Source organism: Bacteroides sp. HMSC067B03 (assembly GCF_001811315.1).
Classification (GTDB): Bacteria; Bacteroidota; Bacteroidia; order Bacteroidales; family Bacteroidaceae; genus Bacteroides; species Bacteroides faecis.
This window is the reverse complement of record NZ_KV804482.1, coordinates 77,120-93,517: the sequence shown is the minus strand read 5'-3', so window position 1 is coordinate 93,517 and position 16,398 is coordinate 77,120. Positions and strand designations below refer to the sequence as shown.

Genomic DNA, 16,398 nt, shown 5'->3' with positions numbered 1-16,398 from the left:
TCTATATTAATATTGTTCGGACGACTCACTTTTTTTGTGTTGCCAAAAGGAAAATAAACAGATAATTCATCCTACATGCAGATACTTTTCTTTTTTTACTTTACCTTTGCGCCCGCAATTGATAAAAGAGAACATTGAATTTAATTATTGACATAGGAAATACGACTGCAAAAGTAGCTCTCTTTGATGGCAATGAGATGGTGGAGGTTGTGACCGACTCCAATCAATCGTTAGATTGCTTGAAAGCTCTTTGTTCCAAATACCCGGTTGAACAAGGTATCGTGGCTACTGTCATTGATTTGAGCGAACGGATACTGGCCGATCTGGCTGCTTTGCCGTTCCCTTTGTTATGGCTCAATCATCAGACTCCGTTGCCGGTAGCCAATTTGTACGAAACTCCCGATACATTGGGGTATGACCGGATGGCAGCGGTAGTAGGGGCTAATGAGCGTTTTCCCCATAATGATATATTGGTCATTGATGCGGGCACTTGCATCACTTATGAGTTTATCGACTCGAAGGGGCAGTATCACGGTGGTAATATTTCTCCCGGCATGCAGATGCGCTTCAAGGCACTTCATCAGTTTACCGGGCGTTTGCCACAGATAGATGCCAACGGGCGGAAACTCCCGATGGGAAAGGATACGGAAACGGCCATCCGTGCCGGAGTGCTGAAAGGGATGGAATATGAAATTTCAGGCTATATTGAGGCTATGAAGCATAAATATCCTGAACTTTTGGTTTTTTTAACGGGCGGAGATGATTTTTCTTTTGATAGCAGCGTAAAAAGTGTCATCTTTGCAGATAGATTTTTAGTGTTGAAAGGATTAAATAGAATTTTAAACTATAATAATGGTAGGATTTAAACACACGATTTGGGCGCTATTGCTCATGATGGTTACCGGAACGGCAATCGCTCAAAATAATACAAACTCTCCTTACACACGATATGGCTATGGCGACTTATCCGATCAAAGTTTCGGAAATAGCAAGGCGATGGGTGGAATTGCTTTCGGACTCCGGGATGGGGCGCAGATCAATCCAACGAATCCTGCTTCATATACGGCCATTGACTCATTGACGTTCCTGTTCGAGGGAGGTGTCAGTTTACAGAATATGAATATTAGTAATGGCGGTGTGAAGATGAACGCCAAGAATGCCAGCTTCGATTATCTCGCTATGCAGTTTCGGTTAGCTCCGTGGATGGGAATGAGTGTCGGATTGCTGCCATATTCTAATATCGGATATAGTGTGTCGGATAGCCAGACTGGGAATGACGGTTTGGTTACCAGCAGAAGTTTTACCGGAGATGGTGGCTTGCATCAAATGTACGCAGGTATTGGTGTAAAAGTGCTTAAGAATTTGTCTATTGGTGTGAATGCTTCTTACTTTTGGGGAGATCTAACCCGCGGAAGAGCAGTGTACTATCCGGGAGAATCTTCCTCTTATTCTTATCAACGGACAATGGTAGCTTCAATATCGGACTATAAGTTGGATTTGGGTGCACAATATACACAGGCTTTGAACAAAAAGAGTTCTTTGACGGTTGGTGCAGTATATTCTCCTAAACATAAGTTGAATAACGATTATTCATCAACTGTCCTAATGGCTGCACAGACTAGCAATCAGGCCTCATATCAGGACAATTTGGATGCTACGTTAGAGTTGCCCAATACTTTTGGAATCGGCTTTACCTACAATTATGATAAACGTCTGACAGTCGGTGCCGATTACAGTTTGCAGCAGTGGTCAAAAACAAAGTTTGGAGTAGTAACCAATGATGAAAATGTGCGTCAGGACTTTAATGAAACATTCGATTATTGTGATCGTACAAAAATATCAGTCGGTGCGGAATACATTCCTAATTTGATAGGACGTTCCTATTTCGCCCACATAAAATACCGTTTAGGAGCTTATTATACGACTCCGTATTATAAGATTGATGGGAAAAAGGCTTCACGTGAATATGGTGTAACTGCCGGTTTCGGTCTGCCTGTTCCCCGTTCGCGTTCCATTCTTAGTATCAGCGGACAGTTTGTTCGTGTGAAAGGACTGGAGACGAACATGGTGAATGAAAATATCTTCCGTGTGAGTATCGGACTTACGTTCAACGAACGTTGGTTCTTCAAACGTAGGGTAGAATAATAAAGTGAGAGAGAATAGACGATATTATATAAACAACTAAAATTTAGATACAATGAAAATTAAAACGCTTGTGGCTATGTTGTTCCTTTCGGCTGGAGCAACCACTGTGGTAGCACAGGATGCGACTAACTGTAATTCGAACAGTAGTATCTCGCATGAGGCTGTGCGTGCAGGAAATTTTAAAGATGCGTATACTCCTTGGAAAGCTGTGTTGGATAATTGCCCGACATTGCGTTTCTACACTTTTACTGACGGATATAAAATCCTTAAAGGGCTGATGGCACAGATTAAGGATAAAAATAGTCCCGAATATAAGAAGTATTTTGATGAATTAATGAATACGCACGACCTGCGTATGAAATACACAGAAGAATTCCTTTCAAAAGGAACAAAGGTTTCTTCTGCCGACGAAGCACTGGGAATTAAGGCTGTAGACTATATCGCTTTAGCTCCGAAAGTGGATGCTAATCAGGCTTATCAATGGTTAAGCCAGTCTGTAAATGCGGTGAAAGGTGAATCTGCTGGAGCTACTTTGTTCTATTTTCTTCAGATGTCATTGGACAAACTGAAAGCAGATCCTAATCATAAAGAACAATTTATTCAGGATTATCTGCTCGCTTCAGAATATGCGGATGATGCTATTGCTGCGGAAACTAGCGAAGCAAAGAAGAAAAACCTGATGGGTATAAAAGATAATCTCGTTGCTTTGTTTGTGAATAGTGGTACTGCTGACTGTGAATCACTGCAAGGTATCTATGGTCCGAAAGTAGAATCTAACCAGACAGACTTGGCTTATCTGAAAAAAGTAATCGATATCATGAAAATGATGAGATGTACGGAAAGTGAAGCTTATCTGCAAGCATCTTTCTATGCTTATAAGATGGAGCCGACTGCTGAAGCTGCTACCGGATGTGCTTATCAGGCATTCAAGAAAGGTGATATTGACGGTGCAGTGAAGTTCTTTGACGAAGCAATCCAACTGGAAACAGACAACGTGAAGAAGGCTGAAAAGGCATACGCTGCCGCAGCTGTATTGGCTTCTGCCAAGAAGTTGTCTCAAGCCAGATCATATTGCCAGAAAGCAATTAGTTTCAACGAGAACTACGGTGCTCCTTATATTCTGATTGCCAACCTGTATGCAATGAGTCCTAACTGGAGTGATGAGTCTGCATTGAACAAATGTACTTACTTTGCTGTAATAGATAAGCTGCAACGTGCAAAAGCAGTGGATCCAAGTGTAGCTGAAGAAGCAAACAAATTGATTGGCACTTATTCCGGTCATACTCCGCAGGCGAAAGACCTCTTTATGTTAGGTTATAAAGCAGGCGACCGTATTACTATCGGTGGCTGGATCGGAGAGTCTACAACGATTAGATAAAATTTATGTTGCGAAAACGAAGTAACCGTTTGTTGCATAAAAGCATAAGCATAACAATTGCCTTCGGGGCAATTGTTATGCTTCTTTCATTTTCTTCCTGCGGCGGCAAGAAGAATGCGCTGGGCGACGCTATAACTGAACGTGATTCATTGCCGGTGATGAATACACTGGGAGTAACGACCCTTATATCCGATTCGGGAGTGACACGCTACCGGGTAAACACGGAAGAGTGGACGGTATACGACCGCAAGAAACCTTCTTATTGGGCGTTCGAGAAAGGAGTGTATCTGGAACAGTTTGATTCTATCTTTAATATCGAGGCCAGCATTAAAGCAGATACCGCTTATTATTATGATAAGCAGAAGCTCTGGAAACTGATAGGAAACGTTGATATACAAAACCGGAAAGGGGAGCGTTTTAATACCGAGTTACTTTATTGGAACGAATCTACTCAGAAAGTATATTCCGATAAGTTTATACGCATCCAGCAGCCGGACCGGGTGATTACCGGACACGGCTTTGACTCTAATCAACAAATGACCGTTTATGTCATTCAGAATATTGAAGGTATTTTCTATGTAGACGAAAACGAGGGAACCGCTCAGCCGGAAGTAAAAACATTGCCACCGGATTCTACGAAAAAAGATTCTGTGAAATAAACTATGAATATTTATATCTCTTTACTCATCACGATGGCTTTCTCCGCTTTCTTCTCAGGAATGGAGATCGCGTTTGTCTCAGTGGATAAGTTACGCTTTGAAATGGAACGTAAGGGAAGAGTCACATCCCGTATCCTTTCTGTTTTTTTCAAGCACCCGAACGAATTTATCTCTACCATGCTGGTAGGAAACAATATAGCATTGGTTATCTATGGTATATTGATGGCACAGATTATCGGCGATAATCTGTTGGCCGGATTTATTGATAGCCACTTTCTGATGGTACTGGCTCAGACCGTCATTTCCACTCTGATTATTTTGGTGACTGGAGAGTTCCTTCCTAAAACATTGTTTAAGATCAATCCCAATCTGGTATTGAATGTTGCCGCTATTCCGCTTTTTATCTGTTATATCGTCTTATATCCTATATCCAAGTTCGCTTCCGGAGTATCCTGCCTGTTTCTTCGTATTTTTGGAATGAAGGTAAACAAGGAAGCTTCGGATATCGCTTTCGGAAAAGTCGATTTGGACTACTTTATACAGAGTAGCATCGATAATGCCGAAAATGAAGAAGAACTGGACACGGAAGTGAAGATCTTTCAGAATGCACTCGACTTTTCGAGCATAAAGATACGTGACTGTATCGTTCCACGTACCGAAGTGGTGGCTGTTGATCTCACAACCTCACTGGATGAGCTCAAGAACCGTTTTATAGAATCCGGCATCTCGAAGATTATTGTGTATGACGGAAATATAGATAATGTGGTCGGTTATATCCATTCGTCGGAAATGTTTCGTGCTCCGAAAGATTGGCACGATAACGTGAAAGATGTGCCCATTGTACCCGAAACAATGTCCGCTCACAAACTGATGAAACTGTTCATGCTGCAAAAGAAGACGATTGCGGTGGTGGTAGACGAGTTTGGAGGTACGTCCGGCATTGTATCATTGGAAGATTTGGTAGAAGAGATTTTTGGTGATATAGAAGATGAACATGATAATACTTCATATATCAGCAAGAAGATTGATGAAAATGAATATGTTTTGTCCGCCCGCCTGGAAATAGAAAAGGTCAATGAAATGTTCGGACTTGACCTGCCCGAATCGGACGACTACCTGACAGTTGGCGGATTGATACTGAGCCAATATCAGAGTTTCCCGAAACTACATGAATTGGTCCGTGTCGGTCGTTATGAGTTTAAAATAATCAAGGTGACAGCGACAAAAATAGAACTTGTACGCTTAAAAGTCATGGAATAATGGCGATAACCGTGAAATTTTTAGCTAATAAATAGAAGCATATTAGCATTTTTTGTATCTTCGTGCGCTAAAATGACAATGGAAAGAAATAATAATAAACATAAATCGTATTAATCAAAATGGCAACATTACAAAACATTAGGTCGAAAGGACCTCTATTGGTGATTGTTATCGGTTTGGCGCTGTTTGCTTTCATCGCGGGTGACGCGTGGAAGGTAATGCAACCGCACCAGGCACATGACGTAGGTGAGGTGAACGGAGATGCTCTTTCCGCTCAGGAGTATCAGAATTTGGTAGAAGAATATACCGAGGTGATAAAGCTCTCTCGTGGAGTGACTGCACTGAACGACGAACAGACCAATCAGGTGCGCGACGAAGTATGGCGTTCCTACGTAAATAACAAACTGGTTGAGAAAGAAGCAAAAGCATTGGGATTGACAGTCTCTGCTGCTGAAATTCAGGATATCCTGAAAGCAGGCGTGCATCCTTTGTTGCAACAGACTCCTTTCCGCAACCCGCAGACCGGTGCTTTCGATAAGGATATGCTGAATAAGTTCCTGGTAGATTATGCCAAGATGAGCGAATCTCAGATGCCTGCTCAGTATGCCGAACAGTATAACAACATGTACAAATACTGGTCATTCATCCAGAAAACATTGGTTCAGAGCCGTCTGGCTGAGAAATATCAGGCATTGGTATCTAAAGCACTTCTTTCCAATCCGGTAGAAGCACAGGATGCTTTCGATGCAAGGGTGAATCAATACGACCTGTTGATGGCTGCCGTTCCTTATTCTTCTGTAGTAGACTCTACAATCGTAGTGAAAGAATCGGAACTGAAAGACCTTTATAACAAGAAGAAAGAACAGTTCAAGCAATATCAGGAAAGCCGTGATATCAAGTACATCGATGTTCAGGTGACTGCAAGTGCCGAAGACAGAGCTGCTATCCAGAAGGAAGTAGACGAAGCTACCGAACAGTTGGCTAACACAACAGACGATTATACTTCTTTTATCCGTTCTGTAGGTTCGGAGGCTCCTTATGTAGACTTGTTCTACAACAAGACAGCTTTCCCGGCTGATGTAGTTGCCCGTCTGGATTCTGCTTCTATAGGTTCAGTTTATGGTCCTTACTATAATGGTGCCGACAATACTATCAATTCATTCAAAGTAGTTGCCAAGACTGCCGCTGCCGACTCTATCGAGTTCCGTCAGATCCAGGTATTTGCAGAAGATGCATTGAAGACAAAAACCTTGGCAGACAGTATCTATACTGCTATCAAAGGAGGTGCTAACTTCGCGGATCTGGCTAAAAAATATGGTCAGACAGGTGAAAGCAACTGGATGAGCTCTGCACAATATGAAGGAGCGCAGATCGATGGTGACAACCTGAAGTTTATCTCTGCTATCAACAATACAGGTGTGAACGAAGTAGTGAACCTGCCGTTAGGTCAGGCTAATGTAATCCTCCAGGTGACTAACAAGAAAGCCGTGAAGGATAAATATAAAGTAGCTGTTGTGAAACGTGAAGTTGAGTTCAGCAAAGAAACATATAACCGTGCTTACAATGACTTCAGCCAGTTCATCGCTGCTAATCCTACTGCAGAAAAGATGGCCGCTAATGCTGAAGAAGCCGGATACAGACTGTTGGACAGAAAAGACTTGTATAGCTCAGAACATACGATCGGTGGTGTAAGAGGTACTAAAGAAGCATTAAGATGGGCATTCTCCGCTAAACCGGGTGATGTTTCCGGTTTGTACGAATGTGGCGAAAGCGATCACATGGTTGCAGTGGCTTTGGTAGGTGTTACTCCGGAAGGATATCGTCCTTTGAAAGCTGTACAGGATCAGTTGAGAGCTGAAATTGTTAAAGATAAGAAAGCTGAAAAGATTATGGCTGACATGAAAGCCGCTAACGCGACTTCTCTCGACCAGTACAAAGCGATGTCCGGTGCAGTAAGCGATTCTTTGAAGTTGGTTACATTTGCCGCTCCTGCCTATGTGTCAGCATTGCGTAGCAGCGAACCGTTGGTAGGTGCTTATGCTTCTGTTGCCGAAATGAACAAGCTGAGTGCTCCGATCAAAGGTAATGCAGGCGTATTTGTACTGCAGATGTATGGCAAAGACAAACTGAGCGATACCTTCAACGCTAAAGATGAAGAAGCTACACTGGCCAACATGCATGCACGCTTCGCAAGCCGTCTGATGAACGACCTGTATCTGAAAGGAAATGTAAAGGATACACGTTACCTGTTCTTCTAAGATCAGTCGTAAAAACGATAACTGCAAAAGGTCGTTCCTCTTTCGGGAACGACCTTTTTTGCTAACTTTTACATCCTCGCTATACGGAAATCGACTTTATTTCCTTACATTTGCAAATATAAACCATGAACAGAAAGAATGATGTCTAAATATCCTCTCTTAGGAATGACGCTGGTAGAGCTGCAATCGCTGGTAAAACGTCTGGGTATGCCCGGCTTTGCCGCCAAGCAGATCGCATCCTGGCTTTACGATAAGAAGGTGACCTCGATTGATGAAATGACTAATTTGTCGTTGAAACACCGGGAGTTGCTCATGCAGAACTATGAGGTCGGTGCGGAAGCCCCGGTGGATGAAATGCGCTCTGTAGACGGTACGGTGAAATACTTGTACCCTGTAGGCGGGAATCATTTCGTAGAGTCGGTATATATTCCGGACGATGAACGGGCGACCTTATGTGTCTCCTCACAGGTAGGTTGCAAAATGAATTGTAAGTTCTGTATGACAGGGAAACAAGGTTACACCGCCAACCTGACCGCTCAGCAGATTATCAACCAGATTCATTCATTGCCCGAACGGGATAAACTGACGAATGTGGTCATGATGGGAATGGGCGAACCACTCGACAATCTGGATGAAGTACTGAAAGCATTGGATATACTGACTGCTTCTTATGGCTACGCATGGAGCCCGAAACGGATAACAGTTTCTACGGTCGGATTGCGGAAAGGATTGCAGCGCTTTATCGAAGAGAGTGACTGCCATCTGGCTGTCAGCCTGCATTCTCCGGTGCCGCCCCAACGTGCGGAACTGATGCCGGCGGAGAAAGCCTTTTCAATGACAGAAATGGTAGAACTGTTAAAAAACTATGATTTTAGTAAACAGCGTCGACTTTCGTTTGAGTATATTGTTTTTAAGGGGCTGAATGATTCGCAAATCTATGCCAGAGAGTTGTTGAAACTGCTTCGCGGACTGGATTGCCGGATCAATCTGATCCGCTTCCATGCCATTCCGGGAGTAAACCTTGAAGGGGCCGATATGGATACAATGACCCGTTTTCGTGATTATCTGACCACGCACGGGCTTTTCACTACCATTCGTGCCTCACGGGGAGAAGACATCTTTGCGGCATGTGGCATGCTGTCGACTGCGAAACAGGAGGAAAATAGTAAAAGTTAATATATAAAATCGAACATCATGAAAAAGTACTTCTTTTATTTAAGCATGGCTTTAGTAGCTTTGGTCGTTGCTTCTTGTGGACTGAAAGGGAATCATACCTCTAGTGGCCGTCCGTATGAACTGCTGGTAGTAGTGGATGCGGGTGTATGGGACCGTGCCGCCGGAAGGGCCTTGCATGATGTGCTTGATTCTGACATGCCGGGATTGCCCCAGTCGGAACCTTCTTTCCGGATTATGTATACTTCACCGAAAGATTACGACTCTACCCTGAAGCTGATCCGCAACATTATCATAGTAGATATAAAAGATATTTATACGAAAGGTACTTTCAAATATGCGAAAGACGTTTATGCTTCTCCACAGTTGATACTGACTATTCAGGCTCCGGACGAAGAAGTGTTTGAGAAGTTCGTGGAAGAGAACAAACAAACGATTATCGACTTCTTTACTCGTGCCGAGATGAACCGTCAGATTACGTTGCTGGAAGAAAAACACAGTAATTTTATCTCTCAGAAGATAGATAGCTTGTTTGGCTGTGATATCTGGATACCTTCGGAACTGAACAATTCGAAGACAGGTGAGGATTTCTTTTGGGCTTCTACCAATACAGGTTCTGCTGATCGTAATTTCGTGATGTATTCTTATCCTTATACGGATAAAGATACATTTACTAAAGAATACTTTGTTCATAAACGCGACTCTGTGATGCAGGTCAATATCCCCGGATTCAAAGAGGGCGTTTATATGTCGACGGATTCGTTGCTGACTGACGTCCGTCCGATCAGCGTACACAATGACTACACGATGGAAGCACGTGGATTGTGGCGCATGAAGGGAGACTTCATGGGTGGTCCGTTTGTTTCCCACACTCGTCTGGATCAGAAAAACCAACGTATCATTACAGCAGAAATATTTGTATACTCACCTGATAAAATGAAACGCAACTTAGTTCGTCAGATGGAATCATCTCTTTATACGCTGAGACTTCCGCAAGAAGCTCCGCAGAGCCAGATTCCTTTGGGAGTGACCAAAGAAGCGGAACCAACTAAAAAATAAAAACATGGAAGAAAACAAAATAAGAATCGGCATTACCCAGGGAGACATCAACGGGGTAGGCTATGAAGTGATCTTGAAGACATTCTCAGACCCTACTATGCTTGAACTATGTACTCCGATCATCTACGGTTCACCTAAAGTGGCGGCCTACCATCGTAAAGCGCTGGATGTGCAGGCTAATTTCAGCATTGTCAATACAGCTTCCGAAGCCGGATACAATCGTCTGAGTGTAGTGAACTGTACCGATGATGAAGTGAAAGTAGAGTTCTCCAAACCCGATCCCGAAGCAGGTAAAGCTGCACTGGGCGCTTTGGAACGTGCTATTGAAGAATATCGTGAGGGGCTGATCGACGTTATTGTGACCGCTCCGATCAACAAACATACCATCCAGTCGGAAGAGTTCTCTTTCCCCGGTCATACAGAGTATATTGAAGAACGGCTGGGCAATGGAAACAAGTCGCTGATGATTCTCATGAAGAATGATTTCCGTGTGGCTTTGGTGACAACACATATTCCGGTAAGGGAGATTGCTACAACGATCACAAAGGAACTGATTCAGGAGAAACTGGCTATTTTCCATCACTGCCTGAAACAGGATTTCGGTATTGGTGCTCCGCGTATTGCCGTGCTCTCACTCAATCCCCATGCCGGAGACGGCGGATTGCTGGGTATGGAAGAACAGGAAGTGATTATTCCTGCCATGAAAGAAATGGAAGAGAAAGGCATCATCTGTTACGGTCCTTATGCGGCAGACGGTTTTATGGGATCGGGCAATTATACTCATTTCGACGGAATATTGGCTATGTATCATGATCAGGGACTGGCACCGTTCAAAGCTCTTGCTATGGAAGATGGTGTGAACTATACTGCCGGACTTCCGGTGGTACGTACCTCTCCGGCTCATGGAACAGCCTATGACATCGCCGGTAAAGGACTTGCCAGCGAAGATTCTTTCCGTCAGGCCATTTATGTAGCGATTGATGTATTCCGTAACCGCCAGCGCGAGAAAGCGGCACGGGTAAATCCGCTGCGGAAGCAGTATTACGAGAAACGGGATGATAGTGATAAACTAAAACTGGATACAGTAGACGAAGATTAAGAAGCAATGACAAAAGCGGAAATACAACAAGTGAAACAGCGCTTCGGCATTATTGGTAATACCGAAGCGTTGTCACGTGCCATAGATGTTGCCATTCAGGTAGCGCCTACCGACTTGTCTGTGCTGATTACCGGAGAAAGTGGCGTCGGAAAAGAAAGTTTTCCACAGATCATTCATCAATATAGCCGGAGAAAGCACGGACAGTATATTGCTGTCAACTGCGGTGCGATACCGGAAGGTACGATCGATTCCGAGCTTTTCGGACATGAGAAGGGAGCATTTACCGGTGCTATTGGTGAGCGGAAAGGATATTTTGGAGAAGCTGATGGTGGTACTATCTTTCTTGATGAAGTAGGAGAGTTGCCGTTGCCTACACAGGCGCGTCTGCTCCGTGTGCTCGAAAGCGGTGAATTTATCAAGGTAGGTTCATCCAAAGTGCAAAAGACGGATGTGCGTATTGTAGCGGCTACCAACGTGAACCTGACACAAGCTATTGCCGAAGGACGCTTCCGGGAAGATTTATATTATCGCTTGAATACGGTGCCTATTCAGATACCGCCTTTGCGTGAGCGGGGAGACGATGTGTGGTTGCTGTTCCGTAAGTTTGCCGCCGACTTTGCCGAGAAGTACCGGATGCCGGCTATCCAGCTGACTGAAGATGCCAAGAAGGAATTGGTAGCTTATCCGTGGCCGGGAAACGTTCGTCAGTTGAAGAATATCACAGAGCAGATTTCGATTATAGAAACGAACCGTGAGATTACGGCTGCTATTCTGCGGACCTATCTTCCGGTACAGAATACCCAACGCCTTCCGGCACTGTTCGGAACACGTGAGAGCAAAGGATTCGAGAGCGAACGCGAGATACTTTATTCCGTCCTGTTCGATATGCGTCAGGAAGTGGCGGAACTGAAAAAGATGGTGCACAATATGATGGCCGAACGTACGGGACAAGTCGGACAGATGGGGCAAGTGGTAGCTACTCCGGTAGTGACGACTACACATCAGCCTTCCGTACCTGCTATCATCCATGCGGTACAACCGTCTGTCTGTCCCAAAGAAGATGATGACGATATTCAGGATACGGAGGAATATGTGGAAGAAACCCTTTCGCTTGATGAAGTAGAAAAAGAAATGATACGCAAAGCACTTGAGAGGCATCATGGCAAGCGGAAAAGTGCGGCGAAGGATCTGAATATCTCCGAGCGTACCCTTTACAGAAAAATAAAAGAATATGAATTGGATTAAGAAAATAGCACGACCGCTGATACTGATCGTTTTGCCGGCAGTCATCATTGCTTGTAGTGTGTCCTATAAGTTTAATGGCTCTTCTATCAATTATGATAAGGTGAAGACCATTTCGATTGCCGACTTTCCGATTAAGTCGGAGTATGTGTATGCTCCGTTGGCTACTAAATTTAATGAAGACCTGAAGGATATCTTCATTAGACAGACCCGCCTGCAACTGCTGAAGCCGAACCAGAATGCGGATTTGCAGATTGACGGAGAAATCACAGGCTACAACCAGTACAACCAGGCAGTGTCTGCCGATGGATACTCTTCGGAAACGAAACTGACCATTACGGTCAATGTACGTTTTGTCAACAACACTAATCACGCCGAAGACTTCGAGCAGCAATTCTCAGCTTTCCGTACCTATGATTCCAGTCAGTTGCTGACAGCCGTACAAGATGGATTGATTGCGGAAATGAGTAAAGAGATAACCGACCAAATATTTAATGCAACTGTAGCGAACTGGTAATTTAATGACTTCTGTTAACTTGCAACAATGGATTCAGCATCCTGAGACGCTGAATAGAGATACTTTGTACGAACTGCGCAACCAGCTCGCGAGGTATCCGTATTTTCAGTCGCTCCGGTTGTTGTATCTCAAGAACCTATATATTCTCCACGACATCAATTTCGGCGCAGAGCTGCGGAAAGCCGTTCTGTATATTGCCGACCGACGGAAACTGTTTCACCTGATCGAAGGCGAACGGTTTGCTGTCGAAACCCGGAAGAAAGACCTGCCTCTCACTGAAGTATTGGAAGATGAGCCTACCGTCGACCGGACACTGGCTTTGATCGATGCCTTTCTTTCTACAGCTCCCGAAGAAGTGACCAGTCAGACAAGCTTTGATTATTCTATGGACTATACTTCATACTTACTCGAAGAGACTCCCGTTGCAGACGAGCCGGCAGAGGCTATGCCCAAGCTGAAAGGACATGAACTTATTGACAACTTTATAGAAAAAAGTGAGAGTGACGCTGTCGTGTATCTGAAACCCTTGAGAGAAGAAGAGCGAACAATGACCGCTTCTTCGACTGAAACCAACGAAACAGGCAGAACGACCGAAACAAACACTGAAGAAGAGGAAGATGACAGTTGTTTCACCGAAACTTTAGCCAAAATCTACGTAAAACAGCAACGATATTCGAAAGCTCTTGAAATAATTAAAAAATTAAGTTTGAAATATCCAAAAAAAAATGCTTACTTTGCAGACCAAATCAGATTTTTGGAGAAATTGATTATTAACGCTAATTCAAAATAACTAAAAATGTACTTATTATTCGTTATCTTAATGGTTATTGCAGCCTTGCTGATGTGCTTCATCGTGCTGATTCAGAACTCAAAAGGAGGCGGACTTGCTTCCGGTTTCTCTTCATCAAACGCTATTATGGGCGTGCGCAAGACTACAGACTTTCTGGAAAAAGCAACTTGGGGCTTAGCTATCTTCATGGTTGTAATGAGCATTGCTACCGCTTATGTTGTTCCTACTTCTTCTGCAGCTAAAGATGTATTGTTGGAACAAGCACAGAAAGAACAACAAACCAACCCGTATAACATGCCTACCGGTACTGCTGCTCCTAATACAGACGCTACTGCTCCTGCAGAGTCTGCACCTGCAACAGAAGCTCCGGCTACTGAAACTCCTGCTCCTGCAGCAGAATAGTTCAGTGATAGGATATTCGGTTTAAACTTATTGTGTGAGGGTATCATCGGCAAACTTCTGATTCGTCCTCACCGTTACAGGCGCGAATGACGCGAGTTACTGGGATTCTAACGGAATCTGTGTAATACGTGTGATTCGCGCCTGTCTTTATTATTTTGTGTTGTCTGCCTGTCTCCATGCAGGAATATCTTGTCAGTTAACCTTTTTCTCATAAAATATGCCTCTTTTTTAGTAAAACAAATGATAATTAGTTAACTTTGTTGCCCGTAACGAGATTATTAACTCCTTTTAAATATTACAATGACAGAACAATTGAAACAAAAGCTGAATGACTCCGCAGTGTTGCGTTGGAGTGTTCTAGCATTAGTCGCTTTTACAATGTTGTGCGGCTACTTCCTCACAGACGTCATGTCTCCCCTGAAACCCATGCTTGAGAAAGAACTTCTTTGGGACAGTTTAGATTACGGTTTCTTTACTAGTGCTTATGGCTGGTTTAATGTATTCCTGCTGATGCTTATCTTTGGTGGTATCATCCTGGATAAAATGGGAGTTCGCTTCACCGGAATGGGAGCCTGTTTGTTGATGGTGTTCGGTTGCGGATTGAAATATTATGCTATTTCTACTACTTTCCCGGAAGGTGCAATGCTTTTCGGATTCAAGATGCAGGTCACACTGGCTGCCTTGGGATATGCTATTTTTGGTGTAGGAGTCGAGATTGCGGGTATCACTGTTTCGAAGATTATTGTAAAGTGGTTTAAGGGTAAGGAAATGGCTCTTGCTATGGGACTGGAAATGGCTACTGCACGTATTGGAACTACTTTAGCGATGGTGCTTACTGTTCCTTTGGCCGACTTTTTCGGATATACAGATGAGGGCGGTGCATTCCATACCAATATTCCTGCTCCGATTCTGTTCTGTCTCGTCATGTTGTGTGTAGGTACGATTGCATTCTTTATCTATACTTTCTATGATAAGAAGCTGGATGCCTCTCTGGATGCAGAAGGACTGGAACCGGAAGAGCCGTTCCGCATGAAAGATATTGTATATATCATTACCAACAAAGGATTCTGGTTGATCGCATTACTGTGTGTATTGTTCTATTCGGCTGTATTCCCATTCATTAAGTATGCGGCTGACCTGATGGTACAGAAGTATCATGTAGATCCGAAACTGGCAGGAACCATTCCCGGATTGTTGCCGATTGGTGCGATCATCTTGACACCGTTGTTCGGTTCTTTGTATGACCGTATCGGTAAGGGAGCTACGTTGATGGTAATCGGGTCGGTGATGCTGATTTTCGTACACTCCATGTTCGCTCTTCCTATTCTGAATGTATGGTGGTTTGCTACCGTTATCATGATTGTGCTGGGATTTGCTTTCTCACTGGTTCCTTCGGCTATGTGGCCTTCAGTTCCAAAGATTATTCCGGAGAAACAGTTGGGTACGGCTTATGCACTGATCTTTTGGGTACAGAACTGGGGATTGATGGGAGTACCTTTGCTGATCGGATGGGTATTGAATTCTTATTGCAAGGGCCCGGTAGTAGACGGTGCGCAGACCTATGATTATACATTGCCGATGACTATTTTTGCTATGTTCGGCGTATTGGCCTTGATTGTTGCTTTGATGCTGAAAGCAGAGAACAAGAAGAAAGGCTACGGACTGGAAGAAGCAAATATTCAGAAATAATCAGAAAGGATATAAAAGAGAAAAGATATGGCTACGAAAGAGAAAATAAACCTCTTGGAGGTTATCCCTTGTCGTAACGAACATATTAAAGCTGAACGGGAAGGGGAGACTATTGTGCTCTCCTTTCCTCGTTTTAAGCGTTCGTGGATGAGTCGTTACTTATTGCCGAAAGGAATGTCAAAGGATATTCATGTGCGTCTGGAGGAACACGGAACGGCTGTATGGGAATTGATAGACGGTCAGCGGACGGTGCGTGAAATCATAGAAAAACTCGCAGACCACTTTCAGCGTGAAGCAGGCTACGAGTCTCGTATATCAACCTATCTTACCCAATTACAGAAAGACGGATTTATTAAATGGATAATGAATAATTGATAATGGATAGTGAATGCTTAGTATAAGATAATATCCGGTTGGCTCAACCTCATTGTCCATTATCAATTAAATAAAGCCCATAGAAGGACAGCGCATCCTATTAGGACGCCCATAATGATAAGCGTTCCCCATACGAAATAGTTGTTGTCTTTTTCTTTTTTCTTTTCCGAATCTTTAATGATGCGTTCCATTTCTTCCGGAGTCGTGTTCGGTAAGAGATAGGGATCATTGTTTCTTCTGAGTCTTCCTAGTTTGTCATTTCTCCGTTCCCGGCGTAAGCGGGAAGCTTCTTTGCCGTCTTTTAGCCGGCGTATCATGTCGAGCATGTGTCCTTCTCCACCCATGATTTTTA

The 16,398-nt window shown here is 43.7% G+C and carries 16 protein-coding genes; 15 read left to right on the top strand and 1 reads right to left on the bottom strand.

The window, feature by feature from the left end:
- Positions 1-134 precede the first annotated feature (134 nt).
- From HMPREF2794_RS25270 to HMPREF2794_RS25200, 15 genes are all read left to right on the top strand, one after another.
- Entirely contained in the window at positions 135-866 is a 732-nt protein-coding gene (locus HMPREF2794_RS25270; protein WP_010536959.1) for a type III pantothenate kinase, read from the top strand.
- Positions 853-2,145, top strand: a complete 1,293-nt coding sequence (locus tag HMPREF2794_RS25265; protein ID WP_010536960.1) for a BamG family beta-barrel-assembly machinery protein — start codon at positions 853-855, stop codon at positions 2,143-2,145. Before HMPREF2794_RS25270 ends, HMPREF2794_RS25265 begins: the two co-directional genes overlap by 14 nt.
- Before the next feature lie 52 nt (positions 2,146-2,197).
- On the top strand, positions 2,198-3,523 hold the full coding sequence (locus HMPREF2794_RS25260; RefSeq protein ID WP_010536961.1) for a hypothetical protein: 1,326 nt from the start codon (positions 2,198-2,200) through the stop codon (positions 3,521-3,523).
- Between the two features lie 5 nt (positions 3,524-3,528).
- Positions 3,529-4,182, top strand: a complete 654-nt coding sequence (gene lptC / locus HMPREF2794_RS25255; protein ID WP_010536962.1) for an LPS export ABC transporter periplasmic protein LptC — start codon at positions 3,529-3,531, stop codon at positions 4,180-4,182.
- Positions 4,183-4,185: 3 nt separating this feature from the next.
- A complete protein-coding gene (locus HMPREF2794_RS25250; protein ID WP_010536963.1) occupies positions 4,186-5,442 on the top strand; it encodes a hemolysin family protein in 1,257 nt (418 codons plus the stop codon).
- Positions 5,443-5,561: 119 nt separating this feature from the next.
- Positions 5,562-7,700 carry a peptidylprolyl isomerase gene (locus HMPREF2794_RS25245; protein ID WP_010536964.1) on the top strand — a complete coding sequence of 713 codons (2,139 nt, stop codon included), beginning with the start codon at positions 5,562-5,564 and terminating at the stop codon, positions 7,698-7,700.
- A 141-nt stretch (positions 7,701-7,841) separates the two neighbouring features.
- The gene (gene rlmN / locus HMPREF2794_RS25240) at positions 7,842-8,876 is read left to right on the top strand and encodes a dual-specificity RNA methyltransferase RlmN (RefSeq protein ID WP_070753029.1); all 1,035 of its coding nucleotides are present in this window, start codon (positions 7,842-7,844) and stop codon (positions 8,874-8,876) included.
- Between the two features lie 18 nt (positions 8,877-8,894).
- A complete protein-coding gene (locus HMPREF2794_RS25235) occupies positions 8,895-9,932 on the top strand; it encodes a DUF4837 family protein (RefSeq protein ID WP_022301220.1) in 1,038 nt (345 codons plus the stop codon).
- A 4-nt stretch (positions 9,933-9,936) separates the two neighbouring features.
- A complete protein-coding gene (pdxA, locus tag HMPREF2794_RS25230; RefSeq protein ID WP_010536967.1) occupies positions 9,937-11,031 on the top strand; it encodes a 4-hydroxythreonine-4-phosphate dehydrogenase PdxA in 1,095 nt (364 codons plus the stop codon).
- A 6-nt stretch (positions 11,032-11,037) separates the two neighbouring features.
- Positions 11,038-12,276, top strand: coding sequence for a sigma-54 interaction domain-containing protein (locus HMPREF2794_RS25225; protein ID WP_070753027.1), 1,239 nt, complete (start codon positions 11,038-11,040; stop codon positions 12,274-12,276).
- Positions 12,263-12,790, top strand: a complete 528-nt coding sequence (lptE, locus tag HMPREF2794_RS25220) for an LPS assembly lipoprotein LptE (RefSeq protein ID WP_008764536.1) — start codon at positions 12,263-12,265, stop codon at positions 12,788-12,790. Before HMPREF2794_RS25225 ends, lptE begins: the two co-directional genes overlap by 14 nt.
- Before the next feature lie 4 nt (positions 12,791-12,794).
- On the top strand, positions 12,795-13,580 hold the full coding sequence (locus tag HMPREF2794_RS25215; RefSeq protein ID WP_070753025.1) for a hypothetical protein: 786 nt from the start codon (positions 12,795-12,797) through the stop codon (positions 13,578-13,580).
- Between the two features lie 6 nt (positions 13,581-13,586).
- A complete protein-coding gene (gene secG / locus HMPREF2794_RS25210) occupies positions 13,587-13,982 on the top strand; it encodes a preprotein translocase subunit SecG (RefSeq protein WP_010536970.1) in 396 nt (131 codons plus the stop codon).
- Positions 13,983-14,282: 300 nt separating this feature from the next.
- Entirely contained in the window at positions 14,283-15,671 is a 1,389-nt protein-coding gene (locus tag HMPREF2794_RS25205; RefSeq protein ID WP_010536971.1) for an MFS transporter, read from the top strand.
- Positions 15,672-15,698: 27 nt separating this feature from the next.
- Positions 15,699-16,046, top strand: a complete 348-nt coding sequence (locus HMPREF2794_RS25200; RefSeq protein WP_010536972.1) for a PqqD family protein — start codon at positions 15,699-15,701, stop codon at positions 16,044-16,046.
- A 62-nt stretch (positions 16,047-16,108) separates the two neighbouring features.
- Here HMPREF2794_RS25200 and HMPREF2794_RS25195 read toward each other — a convergent pair whose 3' ends face one another.
- On the bottom strand, positions 16,109-16,390 hold the full coding sequence (locus HMPREF2794_RS25195; RefSeq protein WP_010536973.1) for a basic helix-loop-helix domain-containing protein: 282 nt from the start codon (positions 16,388-16,390) through the stop codon (positions 16,109-16,111).
- Between the last annotated feature and the right edge of the window lie 8 nt (positions 16,391-16,398).